13 protein-coding genes are annotated in these 14,609 nt (G+C 64.3%); 4 read left to right on the forward strand and 9 right to left on the reverse strand.

Annotated features, from left to right (window positions below; genetic code table 11):
- Position 1: 1 nt before the first annotated feature.
- The 4 genes from BM118_RS31945 to rfaD all read right to left on the reverse strand — a co-directional run bounded on the left by BM118_RS31945 (position 2) and on the right by rfaD (position 5,760).
- Entirely contained in the window at positions 2-1,915 is a 1,914-nt protein-coding gene (locus BM118_RS31945) for an SDR family NAD(P)-dependent oxidoreductase (RefSeq protein ID WP_177234881.1), read from the reverse strand.
- Positions 1,916-1,999: 84 nt separating this feature from the next.
- On the reverse strand, positions 2,000-3,286 hold the full coding sequence (locus tag BM118_RS31950; RefSeq protein WP_092190770.1) for an O-antigen ligase family protein: 1,287 nt from the start codon (positions 3,284-3,286) through the stop codon (positions 2,000-2,002).
- The gene (rfaE1, locus tag BM118_RS31955; RefSeq protein ID WP_092190772.1) at positions 3,283-4,767 is read right to left on the reverse strand and encodes a D-glycero-beta-D-manno-heptose-7-phosphate kinase; all 1,485 of its coding nucleotides are present in this window, start codon (positions 4,765-4,767) and stop codon (positions 3,283-3,285) included. Before rfaE1 ends, BM118_RS31950 begins: the two co-directional genes overlap by 4 nt.
- 12 nt (positions 4,768-4,779) lie before the next feature.
- Positions 4,780-5,760 carry an ADP-glyceromanno-heptose 6-epimerase gene (rfaD, locus tag BM118_RS31960; RefSeq protein WP_092190774.1) on the reverse strand — a complete coding sequence of 327 codons (981 nt, stop codon included), beginning with the start codon at positions 5,758-5,760 and terminating at the stop codon, positions 4,780-4,782.
- A 159-nt stretch (positions 5,761-5,919) separates the two neighbouring features.
- Here rfaD and waaF point away from each other — a divergent pair, with 159 nt between their 5' ends.
- Positions 5,920-6,990, forward strand: a complete 1,071-nt coding sequence (gene waaF / locus BM118_RS31965; protein ID WP_092190776.1) for a lipopolysaccharide heptosyltransferase II — start codon at positions 5,920-5,922, stop codon at positions 6,988-6,990.
- Between the two features lie 214 nt (positions 6,991-7,204).
- Here waaF and BM118_RS31970 read toward each other — a convergent pair whose 3' ends face one another.
- The 4 genes from BM118_RS31970 to BM118_RS31980 form a co-directional block, all read right to left on the reverse strand.
- The gene (locus tag BM118_RS31970) at positions 7,205-7,696 is read right to left on the reverse strand and encodes a DUF6941 family protein (RefSeq protein WP_092190778.1); all 492 of its coding nucleotides are present in this window, start codon (positions 7,694-7,696) and stop codon (positions 7,205-7,207) included.
- Positions 7,693-8,136 carry a helix-turn-helix domain-containing protein gene (locus tag BM118_RS42790; protein ID WP_143099558.1) on the reverse strand — a complete coding sequence of 148 codons (444 nt, stop codon included), beginning with the start codon at positions 8,134-8,136 and terminating at the stop codon, positions 7,693-7,695. Before BM118_RS42790 ends, BM118_RS31970 begins: the two co-directional genes overlap by 4 nt.
- Positions 8,114-8,506 (reverse strand): hypothetical protein, encoded by a 393-nt coding sequence (locus BM118_RS31975; protein WP_143099559.1) that lies wholly within the window; start codon positions 8,504-8,506, stop codon positions 8,114-8,116. The genes BM118_RS42790 and BM118_RS31975 overlap by 23 nt, the downstream gene beginning before the upstream one ends.
- Positions 8,507-9,132: 626 nt before the next feature.
- A complete protein-coding gene (locus tag BM118_RS31980) occupies positions 9,133-10,170 on the reverse strand; it encodes a glycosyltransferase family 4 protein (RefSeq protein ID WP_092190782.1) in 1,038 nt (345 codons plus the stop codon).
- Positions 10,171-10,296: 126 nt separating this feature from the next.
- Between BM118_RS31980 and galE the strand changes: the two genes are divergently transcribed.
- The 3 genes from galE to BM118_RS31995 all read left to right on the forward strand — a co-directional run bounded on the left by galE (position 10,297) and on the right by BM118_RS31995 (position 13,967).
- Positions 10,297-11,310: a UDP-glucose 4-epimerase GalE gene (gene galE / locus BM118_RS31985; protein WP_092190784.1), complete on the forward strand. Its 1,014-nt coding sequence runs from the start codon at positions 10,297-10,299 to the stop codon at positions 11,308-11,310.
- 117 nt (positions 11,311-11,427) lie between these two features.
- On the forward strand, positions 11,428-13,230 hold the full coding sequence (locus tag BM118_RS31990; RefSeq protein ID WP_092190786.1) for an ABC transporter ATP-binding protein: 1,803 nt from the start codon (positions 11,428-11,430) through the stop codon (positions 13,228-13,230).
- A 35-nt stretch (positions 13,231-13,265) separates the two neighbouring features.
- Positions 13,266-13,967, forward strand: coding sequence for a fumarylacetoacetate hydrolase family protein (locus BM118_RS31995; RefSeq protein WP_092190788.1), 702 nt, complete (start codon positions 13,266-13,268; stop codon positions 13,965-13,967).
- A 174-nt stretch (positions 13,968-14,141) separates the two neighbouring features.
- Here BM118_RS31995 and BM118_RS32000 read toward each other — a convergent pair whose 3' ends face one another.
- Complete coding sequence (locus BM118_RS32000) at positions 14,142-14,600, reverse strand: YybH family protein (RefSeq protein WP_177234882.1); 459 nt, start codon at positions 14,598-14,600, stop codon at positions 14,142-14,144.
- Positions 14,601-14,609 lie beyond the last annotated feature (9 nt).

Genomic DNA, 14,609 nt, shown 5'->3' on the forward strand with positions numbered 1-14,609 from the left:
GTCAGGCCGCGGTCGATCCGAATTCCGGAACTGCGTCCTTCAGGATGGTCCTGATGGTGGCCCGATCGTCGCGCGCAATCGCCTGCTCGAGCGCCGCGATCCACTTGCGCAGCGTCTGCATCGGCGGCTCGTTCGGCTGCGCGGCCATGATGCCGGCCACGCCGATCTCGCGGGTCGGCTCCTCTGAGGCGAACAGGATCTCGTGCAGGCGCTCGCCCGGCCGCATGCCCGTGAACACGATCTCGATGTCGTAGCCGGGCTGAAGGCCGGAAAGGCGGATCATGCGCTCGGCGAGATCGACGATCTTCACCGGCTGGCCCATGTTGAGCACGTAGACCGAGACGTCCGAACGCTGCGTTCCGAGCGCATGCGTCGCCGCCGTGATGACGAGATCGCAGGCCTCGCGGATGGTCATGAAGTAGCGGACCATGTCGGGATGCGTCACCGTCACGGGACCGCCGGCCTCGATCTGGGCCTTGAACTTCGGCACCACCGAACCGTTCGACGCCAGCACATTGCCGAACCGGACCGAGATCAGCCGCATCGGCGGCCTGGCGCTGCTGCTGCCTGCGGCGAGATCATGGTCGAGCGCCTGGCAGTACATCTCGGCGAAGCGCTTGGTCAGGCCGAGCATCGACACCGGCTCGATCGCCTTGTCGGTCGAGATCATCACCATGGCTTCGGCGCCGGCGCCGTGCGCGGCGTCGGCAACGTTGATCGAGCCGAAGATGTTGGTCTTGACGCCCTCGCTCCAGTCGCGCTCCAGGATCGGCACGTGCTTGAGCGCGGCGGCGTGAAACACGATGTCCGGCTTGAACTCGGCCATCAGGCGCATGATGCGCTCGCGGTCGCGGATGTCGGCGATCCGCCCTTCGATCGCAGCCGCCGCGCCCTGCGCGGCGAGCGTCTCCGTCACCGCGTAGAGCGCCGGCTCGGAATTTTCCACGATCAGGAGGCGCGCGGCGCCGAACGCGACGACGCGCTCGCAGATCTCGGAACCGATCGAGCCGCCGCCGCCGGTGACGATCACCGCCTTGCCCCTGATCAGGGCTTCGAGCCGCGCATAGTCGATTGTCTCGCTCGGCCGCAGCAGGAGGTCCTCGACCGCGACGGCCGTGAGGCGCGGCGTGTCGCCGCTCTCCAGCGACGGCATGCGGTTGACGATCACGCCGAGCTTGCGCGCCCGCATCAGGATCGATTCCGGGTGCGCCTCCGGCTCGAACGCCGACGGCGTCATGACGATGCGCGCAATCGGCTTGTTGCGCTTGGCAAAGTCGCCGATGACGTCCTCGATGTCGTCGATGCCGCCCAGCACCGGAACGTTGCGGATGAACTGGCCGCGATCCGAGTTCGACGGCGACAGCACGCCGACCGGCCAGATCCGCTTGATCGCTCCGCTCTCGATGCCGCGGAGCAGCACCTCGGCATCCGCAGCGCGGCCGATCAGCAGCGTCGGAGCGGCGTCCTCGCCCCTCGCATGGCGCCGCACCCGCGTATAGCGGAAGTAGCGGTAGGTCATGCGCAGCGCGCTGAGGAAGGAGACCTCGAGGAACCAGTACAGGACGATCGTCACCTTGCCGAGGAAGAAGGCACCGCGGACATTGGGGGCGACGAAGATGTAGTCGAGCACCAGGAGGGCAACCGTCAGCACGCTCGCGACGCGGAGGATGTTCAGCGCGTCGGGCAGCGAGATGAAGCGCCATTTCGTCGTGGTCAGGTTGAAGACGAAGAAGACGACCACGCTGAAGGCGAGGAAGTAGGGCAGGATCTGGAGCAGCAGCGGCAGGCGGTCGTAGAAGCCGTCGCCGCCCTCGAAGCGCAGATAGAAGGCTGCGAACAGCGCCGCGGTGGTCGCCAGCAGGTCGTGGAGCGCGATCAGGAAATTGCGCAAGGTGAGATGCGAAAGACGCGTCATCCGACGACCGATGAATATCCCGTTAGGTGCAACCTGACCGCGCTGATAACCCATCTCGACCGGACTTGCCAGCCGCGCGGCCGTTCAGGAACCGGCTTCCCCCACCTTCGCCTCGGCCTGTTGTGCCTGGAGCACGATGCCGCCGGCGACACCGACGCCGATGACGTACATCCAGCCCTCGTGGAAGTCGAACAGATGGGAGTTGAACAGCGAGGTGAAGACGTTCTGCACCACCACCAGGAGCCCGACCCAATTGGCCAGCCCGTCGCCGCGAAACAACAGCAGATGCAGGATCCAGATCGCGTAGAGAACGACGATGCCGATGGCGCCCCATTGCACGGCGACATTCAGCGTCTGGTTATGCGGGTTGCCGATTACCTCGGCGGACGCCTGATACTGGACGCCGGGTGTCGCGACGCGCTCGAACAATCCGCGCGTCGAGCCCGTACCGTGCCCCATGACCGGCGCCTCCGCGAAGAAGCGGAGGGATTTCCGCCAGAATTCGAGCCGCAGGCCCATCGAGGTCGGCTCGCCCTTCTCCACATAAAGCGTGTAGTCGCTGGCAAAGGTGTCGACGGTCCTGCGCAATTGCGGCGAGGCCTGCCAGGCGATAGCGGCGCCGGCGAGCAGAGCGGCCGCGATGATCGCGATGCTGCGCCACCTCAAATGAAGCAGCGCGAACACGCCGAACATGATCGGAACGGTGACGAGTGCCGTGCGCGACACCACCACGAAGACCATGTTGACGAAGAAGCTCAGCGCCAGCGCCGTGAGCAGCCCGGCGAACCAGTAACGCTTCTGGCGCAGCAGCATCACGACCGGATAGGCGAGCGCGACGGCGCACAGCGTGAATTCCTGGCTCTGGTCGATGTAGTTCTTGACGAAGATGCCGCGCTCGGGCGGATCGATCTTGAGCGCGAGGTTCGGGTAGAAGGCGACCAGCCAGGACATCACCGACAACAGCGCGCAGGACACCAGGAAGGCGGTGAAAATCCAGCGTCCGCGCGGCGAGCGCTCGAAATGGTAGAGCAGGACCGGAAGCACGAGCAGCTTGACGGTCGGATTGACGGCATAGAGGCGCGCGCCCCAGGTCGCGTCCGACCACAGCGTTCCCACCAGCGCGAGCAGGACCAGCGCGATCGGCGCAACGCAGATCGGACGCTTGAGCGATTGCAGGAACGCGCGGACGTCGAGGAACGGCACCATGCAGAGCAGCATCAGGGCGTTGAATATGCCCGCAAGCGACGTCGACCAGGGCAGCGCGGCCGCGGTGAGGATGGCAAACAGATCGACGGTCTCGCTCCAGGCCGCCGGGCTGCGCAGGCGCCGCCCCAGCATCTGGCCCGCCGTCTCCCGGGCAAGTGCCGTCACTTGGCCCCTCCCCGCGCGCGATGCACCAGCGCCGTCGTGCTGAAACCCTGGAGAATGTCGACCAGCACGACCACACCGCCCGCGGCCTCGACGACCTCATGGCCGACCACCTGCTCGCGGGTGTAGTCGCCGCCCTTCACCAGCACGCCGGGCTTGATCCGGGTGATCAGGTCTATCGGCGTGTCCTCTTCGAAGATGACGACGAGATCGACCGCTTCCAGCGCGGCCAGCACCTCGGCGCGGGCGCGCTCGTCCTGGACCGGACGGTCGGCGCCCTTCAGCCGCCGCACCGAGGCGTCGCTGTTGAGGCCGACGACCAGGCGGTCGCAGGCGCCGCGCGCCGCGGTCAGCACCTTGACGTGGCCGGGATGCAGGATGTCGAAGCAGCCATTGGTGAAGCCGACCCGCAGGTCCTGCCTGCGCCATTCCGCGAGCTGCGCGTCGAGCGCCGCCGGCTCGAGCACGATCTTCTCCTCGGCCGCGAGATAGGCGTGCGGCAGGATCTTTCGCCGCAGCTCGGCCGTGCTCACAATGGCGGTGCCCTGCTTGCCGACGGCGACGGAAGCGGCGGCATTGGCCACGCGCAGCGCCGTGTCCCAGTCCGCGCCCGCCGCGAGCGAGACCGCGAGCGCGGCGGCGACGGTGTCGCCGGCGCCGGAGACGTCGCGCACCTTCACGGGGACGGCCGGAACGTGAACGGCCGCGCCATGGCGCGGCACCAGCGTCATGCCGTGCTCGCCTTGCGTGACCAGGATCGCCTCGCAATCGGCGAGCCGCATCACGTCCTCGCTGGCATCGACGATGCTCTGCGGCGTGTCGGCGCGGCTGCGGGTCGCCTCGGCAAACTCCTTGCGATTGGGCGTGAGCAGCGTCGCGCCGCGATAGATCGCCCAGTTCAGGCTCTTGGGATCGACGATCACGGGCTTGCCGAGCTTTCGCGCGGCGTCGATGGTGTGGCGGATCACCCGCGCCGTCAGCACGCCCTTGGCGTAGTCGGAGAGCAGCACGACGTCGGCGCGCGCGATCTGCGGCAGGATCGCCTCGATCAGCTTCGCCTCGACCTCGTCGGAAGCAGGCTGCGCCTGCTCCCAATCCGCGCGCAGCATGTGGGTGGAGAAATGCTCGGAGACGAAGCGGACCTTTCGCGTGGTCGGCCGCGACGGATCGCACACCAGCGCGCTTTCGATGGCCCCCTGCTCCGCAAGCGCGGCCGCGAGCCGCTTGCCCGCATCATCCTCGCCGACGAGGCCGACGAAGATGCAGCGCGCGCCAAGGGAGGCGACATTGCGCGCGACGTTGCCGGCGCCGCCGATATGGATCTCGCTGCGCTGGGCAACGATGACCGGCGTCGGCGCTTCGGGCGAGATCCGCGACACCTCGCCATAGACGAACTCGTCCAGCATGATGTCGCCGATGCAGAGCACCGTGCGGCCTGAGATCGTTTGCGCGAGGGCGTCGAAATCGAGAATGGGCGTCGGCATGATCCTGGAGCCTCAGCGGAAGCGGTCGGGCCGGTCGAGATAATCCCCGACATAGGCCTTCACCGCATCCTCGAGCGTCGTGAAGCCGCCGTTATAGCCGGCGCGGCAGAGGCGATCGACCTCGCTCTGGGTGAAGTATTGATAGCTGTTGCGGATCTGTTCGGGCATGTCGATATATTCGATGTTGGGCCTCGCCCCGAGCGCAGCATAAGCTGCGAGCATCAGATCCTTGAAGCTGCGCGCCTTGCCGGTGCCGACATTGAACAGCCCGGACACCGAGGGCGTTGCCAGCAGCCACATGATGACGCGCACGACATCGTCGACATAGATGAAATCGCGGCGCTGGTCGCCGTCGGCAATGCCCTCGCGATGCGACTTGAACAATTGCACGACGCGGCCCGCCCTGACGTCGTCGAAGCGCCGCGCCAGCACGCTCATCATCGAGCCCTTGTGGTACTCGTTGGGGCCGAACACGTTGAAGAATTTCAGGCCCGCCCATTGCGGCGGCAGCTCCTCGCCGCGCGCGACGCGCTCGGCAACAGTGAGATCGAACAGGTGCTTGCTCCAGCCGTAGAGATTCATCGGCCGCAGTTTTTTCAGCGCGGGCAGCGACGCATCGTCGTCAAAGCCTGCCTCGCCGTCGCCATAGGTCGCCGCCGAGGAGGCGTAGATCAGCGGCACCGCATTCGCCGTGCACCAGTCGAGCAGGCGCGTGGAGAGGCGGAAATTGGTTTCGAACACGAGATCGCCGTCGGTCGCGGTGGTCGCGGAAATCGCCCCGAGATGGATCACCGCGTCGAGCTTGCGGCCCTTCAGCCAGTCCAGCAGCTCGGCCGGGGGGACGATATCCACAAGCTGGCGCTTGGCCAGATTGCGCCACTTGCCCTCGGTTCCGAGGAAATCACAAACGACCACGTCACTGCGGCCGGCGTCGTTCAACGCGGCCACGACATTCGACCCGATAAAACCGGCTCCGCCGGTCACCAGCAACATTCCAACCACCCTGCCCGATCTTCGCGGCCCGATCCCTGCCGTAGCGCATCATCTGCCAAAGTGTAAGCATTTTGGGACCAACGCGCTCCCGGCTTTACCTGCCGGCCGGGAGCGGCTAACCGAACCGCCAGATCAGCCCGCCTTCGGTCCTATTAACAAATGAACATAGATTCGCAACTTAGTGGAAGCGCAGACCGGAGCGACAGGCGCCCGATCCTGATCGTTCCCTACATGTGGATCGGCGATTTCGTCCGAAATCACACCGTGGTCCGGGTCCTGAAGCAGCGCTGGCCGAACCGGCCGGTCGATCTCCTGACCACGTCCCTGTGCGCGCCGCTGGTCGACTACATGCCCGGCGTGCGCGCTGGGATCGTCTGGGACCTGCCGCGCAGCCGGCTCGCCGTCGGCCGCCAGTTCGGCCTGGCGAAGCTCCTGCGCGAGCGGAACTACGGCACCGCCCTGGTGCTGCCCCGGACCTGGAAGGCCGCCATTGCGCCCGCGCTGGCCGGGATCCCCGAACGGGTCGGCTTCGTCGGCGAGTTCCGGTTCGGCCTGCTCAACCGCTGGCGCTGGGGCGAGAAAAAGCTGCCCCGCTTCATCGACAAGAACGCAGCCCTGGCCCAGCCCGACGGCGCCCCCCTGCCGCCGGAATGGCCGGTGCCGCAATTGCGGGTCCCGGCCGAGGACATCGTCCGCTGGCGGCAGGCCAATGGCCTCAGCGCCGGCGCCGCCGTGGCGCTTGCCCCCGGCTCGGTCGGCGTCTCAAAGCGCTGGACCTATTATCCGGAGGCCGCCCGGCTGCTGGTCGAGCGTGGCCTGGAGGTCTGGGTCGTCGGCGGCCCGGCCGAAAAGGGCCTCGCCCAGGAGATCGTCGCGGCCGGCGGCCCTGATGTCCGGGACCTCACCGGCACCGATTTGCGCAACGGCGTGCTGGCCATGGCCGCGGCCGGCGTCGCCATCTCCAACGATTCCGGCCTGATGCACATCGCAGCCGCGCTGGGCACGCCCACCATGGGCATCTTCGGCCCGACCAGCCCCTATCTCTGGGCCCCCCTCAACGGCCTCGCCGCCACCGTGGTCCAGGACAAGAGTGTGCTGTCGTGCCAGCCCTGCCAGAGCACGTTCTGCAAGATGAACGACCACCGCTGCATGCGCGATATCGCAGCGTCGGAGGTGGTGGCGATTGCGGAGAAGGTGCTGAGTGAGGCGGCGGCGCGGGCCGAGACGTGACGAAGGCACTGCGGCCTAGCCAATCGTCTCGCCACCATCCTCGTGTAACCCACCTTCTTGAAGACCTTCCCACCAGCGGTGCCGAACCGTGGGTGTCCGGAAATGCTAGTGGTGTCTTAATTTGAGATATATTGCATGCACGGTGATGGTCACTGGCGGTCTGACGCTTTCAAGAGGCGATGCCGCCATTCCATCCTAAAAAAGCGAGCCGGTTTTATGAGCCACGAGCGACGGGCGGAGATTGCTCGGAAGACGACTGAGAGTCGTTGGAAGCGATAGCTTCTACGAACAGGCTGCCGAGCTTGTAGAGCTTGCCGTCGCGTATCATTCGAACTTTTATTGGCCCGGTTGTCGGCAACACAAGCGGAGAGAGAACAACATTCGCGATTGTGCCGACCACCGACATTGTCGGCGGCAGGCCGTCTACGGCGTCGGGCGGGCTATCCATTTCAATTTCGAAGGAGGCCTTCTCCTCCGAATCTCCAGGCAAGAATATCAACAGTTTTAAACCGGAAGCGTAGGCCGATTTATGCTGTCGAAAATTGACATGGATTCCAAACTTGGGGAGCGTTGTGGGAAATTCGCCGTGAATGATCAATGACCCGCCATAGATACCGACGAGTGTAATTTTCCCTTGTTGTTCAAAACGGATATCGTCGCAAAAGATTGTATATCCGTACACTTCTGGCGTATCGACTTCGATCATCCTGGCACCGCGGTAACAGCCGTCTCCACTTTGACTTCCGTCTGCGCCCGCTTAACTACGGTCGATTTATATCTTCTTTGCTGAGACTCTGTTGTCACCTTTGCATTCTGGTGGACCGTTTGCGCAACAAGTGGATGCGCATAATTTGGCCTGGCGCGATCGGAAAATCGAACAATCCTATGATCCAGCTCCGCATCAAGTGCTAGCAGGAGATCGCTGAGTGTATCCAATTCGAAATTGCTCGGGGATGAAAGCCATCGTGTAACCTGCGATGGGTCCTTCGACAGACTTTCGGCAAGTTGTTTTTTGGTAATTCCCCTTCGTTCTGCCTCCTGCGCAAAGAACTCAACGAGAGCAGTAAAGACCCGGTTCTTCTGACGTTGCCGATAATAGGCTACGTCCCTGCGCTTCATAGGATTAAGTTTTGAAGTATTTACCATCGATGCTACCCGTTACAAGATCGCTGAGGTTTGTTGAGATAAGTGGTCGATGCGTATGAAAGAGATGCCCCCAACGCGTTCTTGCTGAGCGTTTTACATCCTTCCACGCTCGCGACTCCCATCCACCCAGATTCTCCCGGAGCGCGATATTTGTTGCGATGAAGACGTCCTTCTTTGCAAAGAAGCCGAGCACGCGAATAGAAGGGGCGGGCCTCACACTGCGGATCTCCCAAACGCCTTCCGAAGCGGGATAGAGCAAGAATAGATATTTGGGGTCGATCGGCTGGCCTTCCGCAAACAACTCCAAGTCCGCTTGTAGAGCGCCGAGACGCTCCTCCATGTCGTCTTCTTGATGCTCGATCGAGAGCAAGGACCATATGTCCTCCGAAAGAAACATGGCTCTCCTCGGAGAGCTGCCAGCAGAGCGAGGGATTAGAGGGAAAAGCATCCCAATCCCCACTTTGTGCTTTATCAAATCGTCGATTGACATATAAGTCAATTATTCCTTGTGTCAAATGCGTGTGACACACTGACTCACTCAACCAGTAGTTAAAAGGAGGCCTTTCGTCTCAATTGGTTGAACATTGTTTCTGATGCAAACGTAACAGCCGCGATACCGCGCACGCTATGGGTAGGGGATCGCCCCGCGCTCGCTCTCCCCGGGTAACGGGCGCGCTCCGACTAATATGATCTCAAAGCTGCGATTGTCCCCGGACTGGCATGGGGCAGCTTCCAGGACAAGACGGTACGCAATGTGGCCGCCCAAACCGCCGAGTGCGATGGGCTCCGACTCTGAGCTGGCAAAAGCAAAGCCGATGGCGCGTGATGATTTTTGCTATGGTACACGTTTAGCGGTGTTTTGCCCGACGAGTCAACCGAACTCCGTAAAATCCGAAAATCCTCGCACCGACCGCCAAGCTGTTGATTCAATTGGCCCCGGCTACTGTGCATGGGGTTGTTTTCGCGCTTTTTGTTTGGGGGCGCGACAGCGGCGGCTCAGAGCAGCGGACGGTAGACCTCGCCGATCCGCGCCGCTTCGGCATCGAGGCTGAACCGTTCGAGCACCCGTGCCCGTCCGCGCTCGCCCATCGCGGTTGCGGCAGCCACATCGCGCATCAGCAGCTCCAGGGCCACGGCAAGCGCATCGGCATTGCCCGTCGGGATCAGCACGCCGGTGACGCCATCCTCGACCACGAGCTCGGCTGCACCGGCGCGCGCGGCGACGAGCGCACTTCCCGCCGCCATTGCCTCGATCAGCGTCAAACCAAAACCTTCGTTGCGCGAGGTGAAGGCGTAGATCGTCAGCCGCTGGTACCAGCGCTGCACCGCTTCGATCGGCAACTCGCCGGTGATGACGATGCGCGATTGCAGGCCGGCGACCTCGATGCGCTTCTTCAGGTCGTTCGCGAAGGGCGTCTGCTCGGGCGTGACCTGACCGACGATGATTGCAGTGAAGTCAGGATAGCGCGGCAGCAACCGGCACATCGCATCGACGAACACGTCGGTGCCCTTCTGCGCGCGCACGCGGCCGAAGCAGCCGATCGCGTAACGCCCCGGCAACCCGCTTTCGGCGAACGCCGCGGCGCGATCCATCGGCGGCGCATAGACGTCGGTGTCGACGCCATGCGGGATCACGGTGGCCTTCACCTTCAGGAACGAGGCCGAGAGATCTGACGTCGCGATGATCGCGTCCATCCGCCGGATCAACCAGCGCGTGATCCAGCTGTGGTGCCGCTGCGCCGCCGAGGTGAAGACCAGCTTGAGCGGCCAGCCGAGTGCGCGCAGCACGACGCCCGCGATCATCTCGTTGTTGCGGCGCGCATGCCAGATCAGCGGCGTCTTGCGGCGCCATAGCTTGAGGAAATCGGCCACGCTCAGCCGCGCGATCCCCTCCGGCGCGTCCGAGCCGAACCACGCCGCGCGATACAGTCTTGCCAGCCGCGGCGCCACCATCCGGTTGGTCGCGGTGACCCCGGAATAGCGCCTGTGCAGATTTGGCACGATCACTTGCAGATCGTCCGGGGAATTCGCCACGTCACGCTCCGTTTAGCAGACCCCCTATACGCAACATTAAGCATAGTGACCAGTTCAGCCGCGCCGATACCCCCTCTTCACCACGCAAACGGTAGCTTGGCGCGTTGATCGAAGACGGGTGAGATCATGACTGTGCTAGTCACCGGCGGCGCCGGCTATATCGGAAGTCACACGGTCCTGGCGCTGGCGGAAGCCGGCGAGGACGTCGTCGTGATCGACGATCTCTCGACCGGTTTCTCCGCCTACCTGCCGGAAGGCGTGCCGCTGTTCATTGGCGATGCCGGCGACGAGAACCTGCTCGAGGGCGTGATCGCCCAGCACAACATCGAGAGCATCATCCATTTCGCCGGCTCGGTGGTCGTGCCGGAGTCGATGCGCGATCCGCTCGGCTACTACCGCAACAATTTCATGACCGCGCGCAACCTGCTCAATGTCGCAGTGAAGCGCGGCATTGGCCGCTTCATCTTCTCCTCGACCGCCGCCGTCTACGGCAACCCGGACCAGGTGCCGGTGCCCGAGCACGCGCCGACGCGGCCGCTGTCGCCCTACGGCTCGTCGAAGCTGATGACCGAGATCATGCTGCACGACGTCGCCGCCGCCTACGGCATGCAGTACGTGACCCTGCGCTATTTCAACGTCGCCGGCGCCGATCCGCAGGCGCGCATCGGCCTTGCCACCGTCGGCGCCACGCATCTGCTCAAGATCGCGGTCGAAGCCGCAACCGGCCAGCGCGCCAAGATCGACGTGTTCGGCACCGACTATCCGACCCCGGACGGCAGCTGCATCCGCGACTTCATCCACGTCACGGACCTATCGCAGGCGCACCGCTCGGCGCTGGCTTACCTGCGCAATGGCGGCGCCTCGACCACGCTGAATTGCGGCTATGGCCGCGGCTATTCGGTGCTGGAGACCATCGACGCGGTGCGCCGGGTGTCCGGGCGCAGCTTCGCCGTGCAATACGCCCCGCGCCGGCCCGGCGACATCATGACCATGGTCGCAGACACCAGCCGCATCCGCGGCCTGCTCGACTGGAAGCCGCAATACGACGACCTCGAGACCATCGCGGCCCACGCGCTGGCCTGGGAGGACAAGCTGTTCCGCGAGCGCCATGGCGAGCTCCGCCACGCCGTCTCGGCCTAGATTCCATCCGGACGCAAGCCCTTAATTGGGCTTGAAAAGCCCCGCTTTAGCGGGCACAGAGGCCCATCGATCCCTGACGCGCGGGCAGGCTTTCCTTGCGCCGTCAATGGACTACGGATGGCCCAGTTTCCAAAGAAAATCACCGACGATCCCTATACGGCAGCGGTCCTGATTCGCCGCCTGGTCACGGAACAGGGGATCGTCTACTGGCGGCGTTACCTCGTCGCCTTCGCCCTGATGGCGCTTGCCGCCGGGTCGACCGCGGGCGCGACCTACGTGCTCGGCCAGGTCATCAACCAGGCCTATGTCGACAAGAACATCCCGGGCATCGCGATGTTCTCGGGCATCACGGTGATCCTGCTGTTCATCAAGGGCGTGGCGACCTACGGCCACATGGTGATCCTGACCAAGATCTCCAACGCCATCCTCGCCACCAACCAGCGCCAGCTGTTCGCCAAGCTGATGCGTGAGAACATCGGTTTCTTCTCCGAGCGGCATTCGTCCGAATTCCTGGCGCGGCTGACGGCCGGCGCCAAGTCGATCACCGACGTGCTCAACATGCTGGTCAACGCCATCGGGCGCGACCTCTTGATGCTGCTCGCGATGATCGGCGTGATGGTGTGGCAGGATCCGCTGATGTCGTTCATCGGCCTCGTCGCGGTGCCGCCGGCGATGCTGGTGCTGCGCAAGCTGGTCAAGCGCATCAAGGGCCTCGCCTTCAACCAGTTCACCGGCACCGCCGACATCATGGAGACGATGCAGGAATCGCTGCAAGGCATCCGCACCGTCAAGGCGTTCACGCTCGAAGAGACCATGCAGAAGCGCATCGACGAGAACATCGCGATCGTCGAGCGCAACGCCAACAAGATGGCCCGCGTCGCCAACCGCTCCAATCCGCTGATGGAGATGCTAGGGGGCTTCGCGGTCGCCGGCTGTCTTCTCTACGGCGGCTACAGCGTGGTCGCGCTCAACGCCACGCCCGGCGCGTTCTTCTCCTTCATGACCGCCTTCCTGATGGCGACCGAGCCGGCCAAGCGGCTGGCGCGGCTGAATATCGACCTCAACAGCCAGCTCGTCGGCGCGCGCATGCTGCTGGAAGTCGTCGACAGCCCGGCGAGCGAGCATTCCGACGACGACAAGCCGGCGCTGAAGCTGTCGGACGCGCGGATCGAGCTGCGCGATGTCAGCTTCTCCTACCGGACTGGCGAGACCGTGCTCAACCGCATGAGCTTCGTCGCCGAGCCCGGCAAGGTCACCGCGCTGGTCGGCCCCTCCGGCGGCGGCAAGTCCACCGTGCTGGGGCTGCTGCTACGCTTCTACGAAGTGACGCAAGGCGACATCGTCATCGACGGCCAGTCGATCGGCGCGGTCTCACGCAAGTCGCTGCGCATGCAGACCGCCTATGTCGGCCAGGACGTCTATCTGTTCCGCGACACCATCCGCAACAACATCGCCTTCGGCAAGCCCGGCGCGACCGAAGACCAGATCATCGACGCCGCGAAAGCGGCCTGCGCGCATGATTTCATCATGAGCTTCCCGCTCGGCTACGACACGCCGGTCGGCGAGCACGGCACGCAGCTCTCCGGCGGCCAGCGGCAGCGCATCGCGGTGGCGCGCGCGCTGATCAAGAACGCGCCGATCATCCTGCTGGACGAAGCCACCGCCGCGCTCGACTCCGAGTCGGAGAAGCAGGTGCAGGAGGCGATCGAACATCTCTGCCAGAACCGCACCACCATCGTGATCGCGCACCGCCTGCACACCATCATGCACGCAGATAGCATCCTGGTGGTCGAGGGCGGCGAGATCGTCGAGCAGGGCCGGCACGACGAGCTGATCCGCCGCTCGGGCCGCTACGCCTCGTTCTTCCGCCTGCAGCATCACGACGCCGGCACTCTGGCGCCGATCAGCGCAACCGCATAGAATTCCCTTCACCTCAAGAGCAGCGAGACCGCTTCATGAACGCCGCCTCCTACGTCATCCCGCTTCCGCCGCAGGCTTCGCTTCCCGTCGTCGGGGAAAGCGGCCGTTACCCGGTGCGCCGCATCTGGTGCGTCGGCCGCAACTATCTCGAGCACATCCGCGAGATGGGCAATGACGAGCGCGCGCCGCCGTTCTTCTTTGCCAAGCACGCCGACATGCTGGTGCCCGATGGCGCCACCATCCCCTATCCGCCGCTGACCAAGGACCTGCATCACGAGGTCGAGCTGATCGTCGCGATGAAGAGTGGCGGCCTCAACATTCCCGCCGACAAGGCGCTCGACCATGTCTATGGCTACGCCGTCGGCATCGACCTCACCCGCCGCGACCTCCAGATCGCCTCGCGCAAGAAGGAGCGTCCGTGGGAGATCGGCAAGTCGTTCGACTATTCCGCGCCCTGCTCCCCCGTGCAGCCGGCCGCGAAGATCGGCCATCCCGCCAAGGGCAAGATCTGGCTCACGGTCAACGGCAAGGAAACGCAGAAGGGCGACCTCACCGAGCTGATCTGGAACGTGCCCGAGATCGTCTGGCAGCTCTCGCAGCAGGTGAAGCTCGCCGCCGGCGACATCATCATGACGGGTACGCCGGCCGGCGTGTCGCAGCTCCAGCCCGGCGACAAGCTCGAATGCGGCGTCGACGGCGTCGGCACGCTGAAGGTGAGCATCGGCCAGCCGGAATAGGCCTGCACACCTCGGTGCTCACCTCTCCCCAGCGGGGAGAGGTCGGATTGCGCAGCAATCCGGGTGAGGGGCCGCGGCATTCGGTGAGATCGTAACCCCTCACCCGGATCGCATCATTCGATGCGATCCGACCTCTCCCTACGGGAGAGGTGAAGCACAAACGCCGGCTTCGATCTACCAGGCCTTCACCGGCCGATTGGCGTGGCTCACCTGCGGGACGCCGCGATTGAGCGACATGTGGGAATGCACACACAGCCAGCCGTCGGCGGTTTTGGAGAACACCATCGTCGCCCGGCCCGGACGCGGAAACGTGCTGCCGTCGGGATGATAGCCCGTGCTCGTCCACGGCGCGATCACGGTCGCCATCGCACCATCAGGAGATGCCAGAACCGAGGTCTGCTCGAGCACGAAACGGAAGTCGGCCGTCTTCGGCCAGACATTGTCCCATTGCGTGGTGACCCATTGGTCGAGGCCTGGAATGACATCGTTGTGCGTGCCGAAGGCAAGCACCTCCGGATGAAACAGCGGCCTTGCCGAAGCGTAGTCGACCTCGCGGACATAGCCGGCGAAGGTCTCCAGCCATTGGCGGAAGAATTGTGCTGTCTCTGTGTTCGCGGTCGGCAAGGGGGCCATTCGCACCTG

This window comes from Bradyrhizobium sp. cf659 (genome assembly GCF_900113725.1).
Taxonomy (GTDB): Bacteria; Pseudomonadota; Alphaproteobacteria; order Rhizobiales; family Xanthobacteraceae; genus Bradyrhizobium.

Coding starts and splice junctions, on each gene's coding strand:
- BM118_RS31945 (WP_177234881.1), bottom strand. CDS start 1,915: ATGACGCGTCTTTCGCATCTCACCTTGCGCAATTTCCTGATCGCGCTC.
- rfaE1 (WP_092190772.1), bottom strand. CDS start 4,767: ATGCCGACGCCCATTCTCGATTTCGACGCCCTCGCGCAAACGATCTCA.
- rfaD (WP_092190774.1), bottom strand. CDS start 5,760: ATGTTGCTGGTGACCGGCGGAGCCGGTTTTATCGGGTCGAATGTCGTG.
- waaF (WP_092190776.1), top strand. CDS start 5,920: ATGAACATAGATTCGCAACTTAGTGGAAGCGCAGACCGGAGCGACAGG.
- BM118_RS31970 (WP_092190778.1), bottom strand. CDS start 7,696: ATGATCGAAGTCGATACGCCAGAAGTGTACGGATATACAATCTTTTGC.
- BM118_RS42790 (WP_143099558.1), bottom strand. CDS start 8,136: ATGGTAAATACTTCAAAACTTAATCCTATGAAGCGCAGGGACGTAGCC.
- galE (WP_092190784.1), top strand. CDS start 10,297: ATGACTGTGCTAGTCACCGGCGGCGCCGGCTATATCGGAAGTCACACG.
- BM118_RS31990 (WP_092190786.1), top strand. CDS start 11,428: ATGGCCCAGTTTCCAAAGAAAATCACCGACGATCCCTATACGGCAGCG.
- BM118_RS31995 (WP_092190788.1), top strand. CDS start 13,266: ATGAACGCCGCCTCCTACGTCATCCCGCTTCCGCCGCAGGCTTCGCTT.
- BM118_RS32000 (WP_177234882.1), bottom strand. CDS start 14,600: ATGGCCCCCTTGCCGACCGCGAACACAGAGACAGCACAATTCTTCCGC.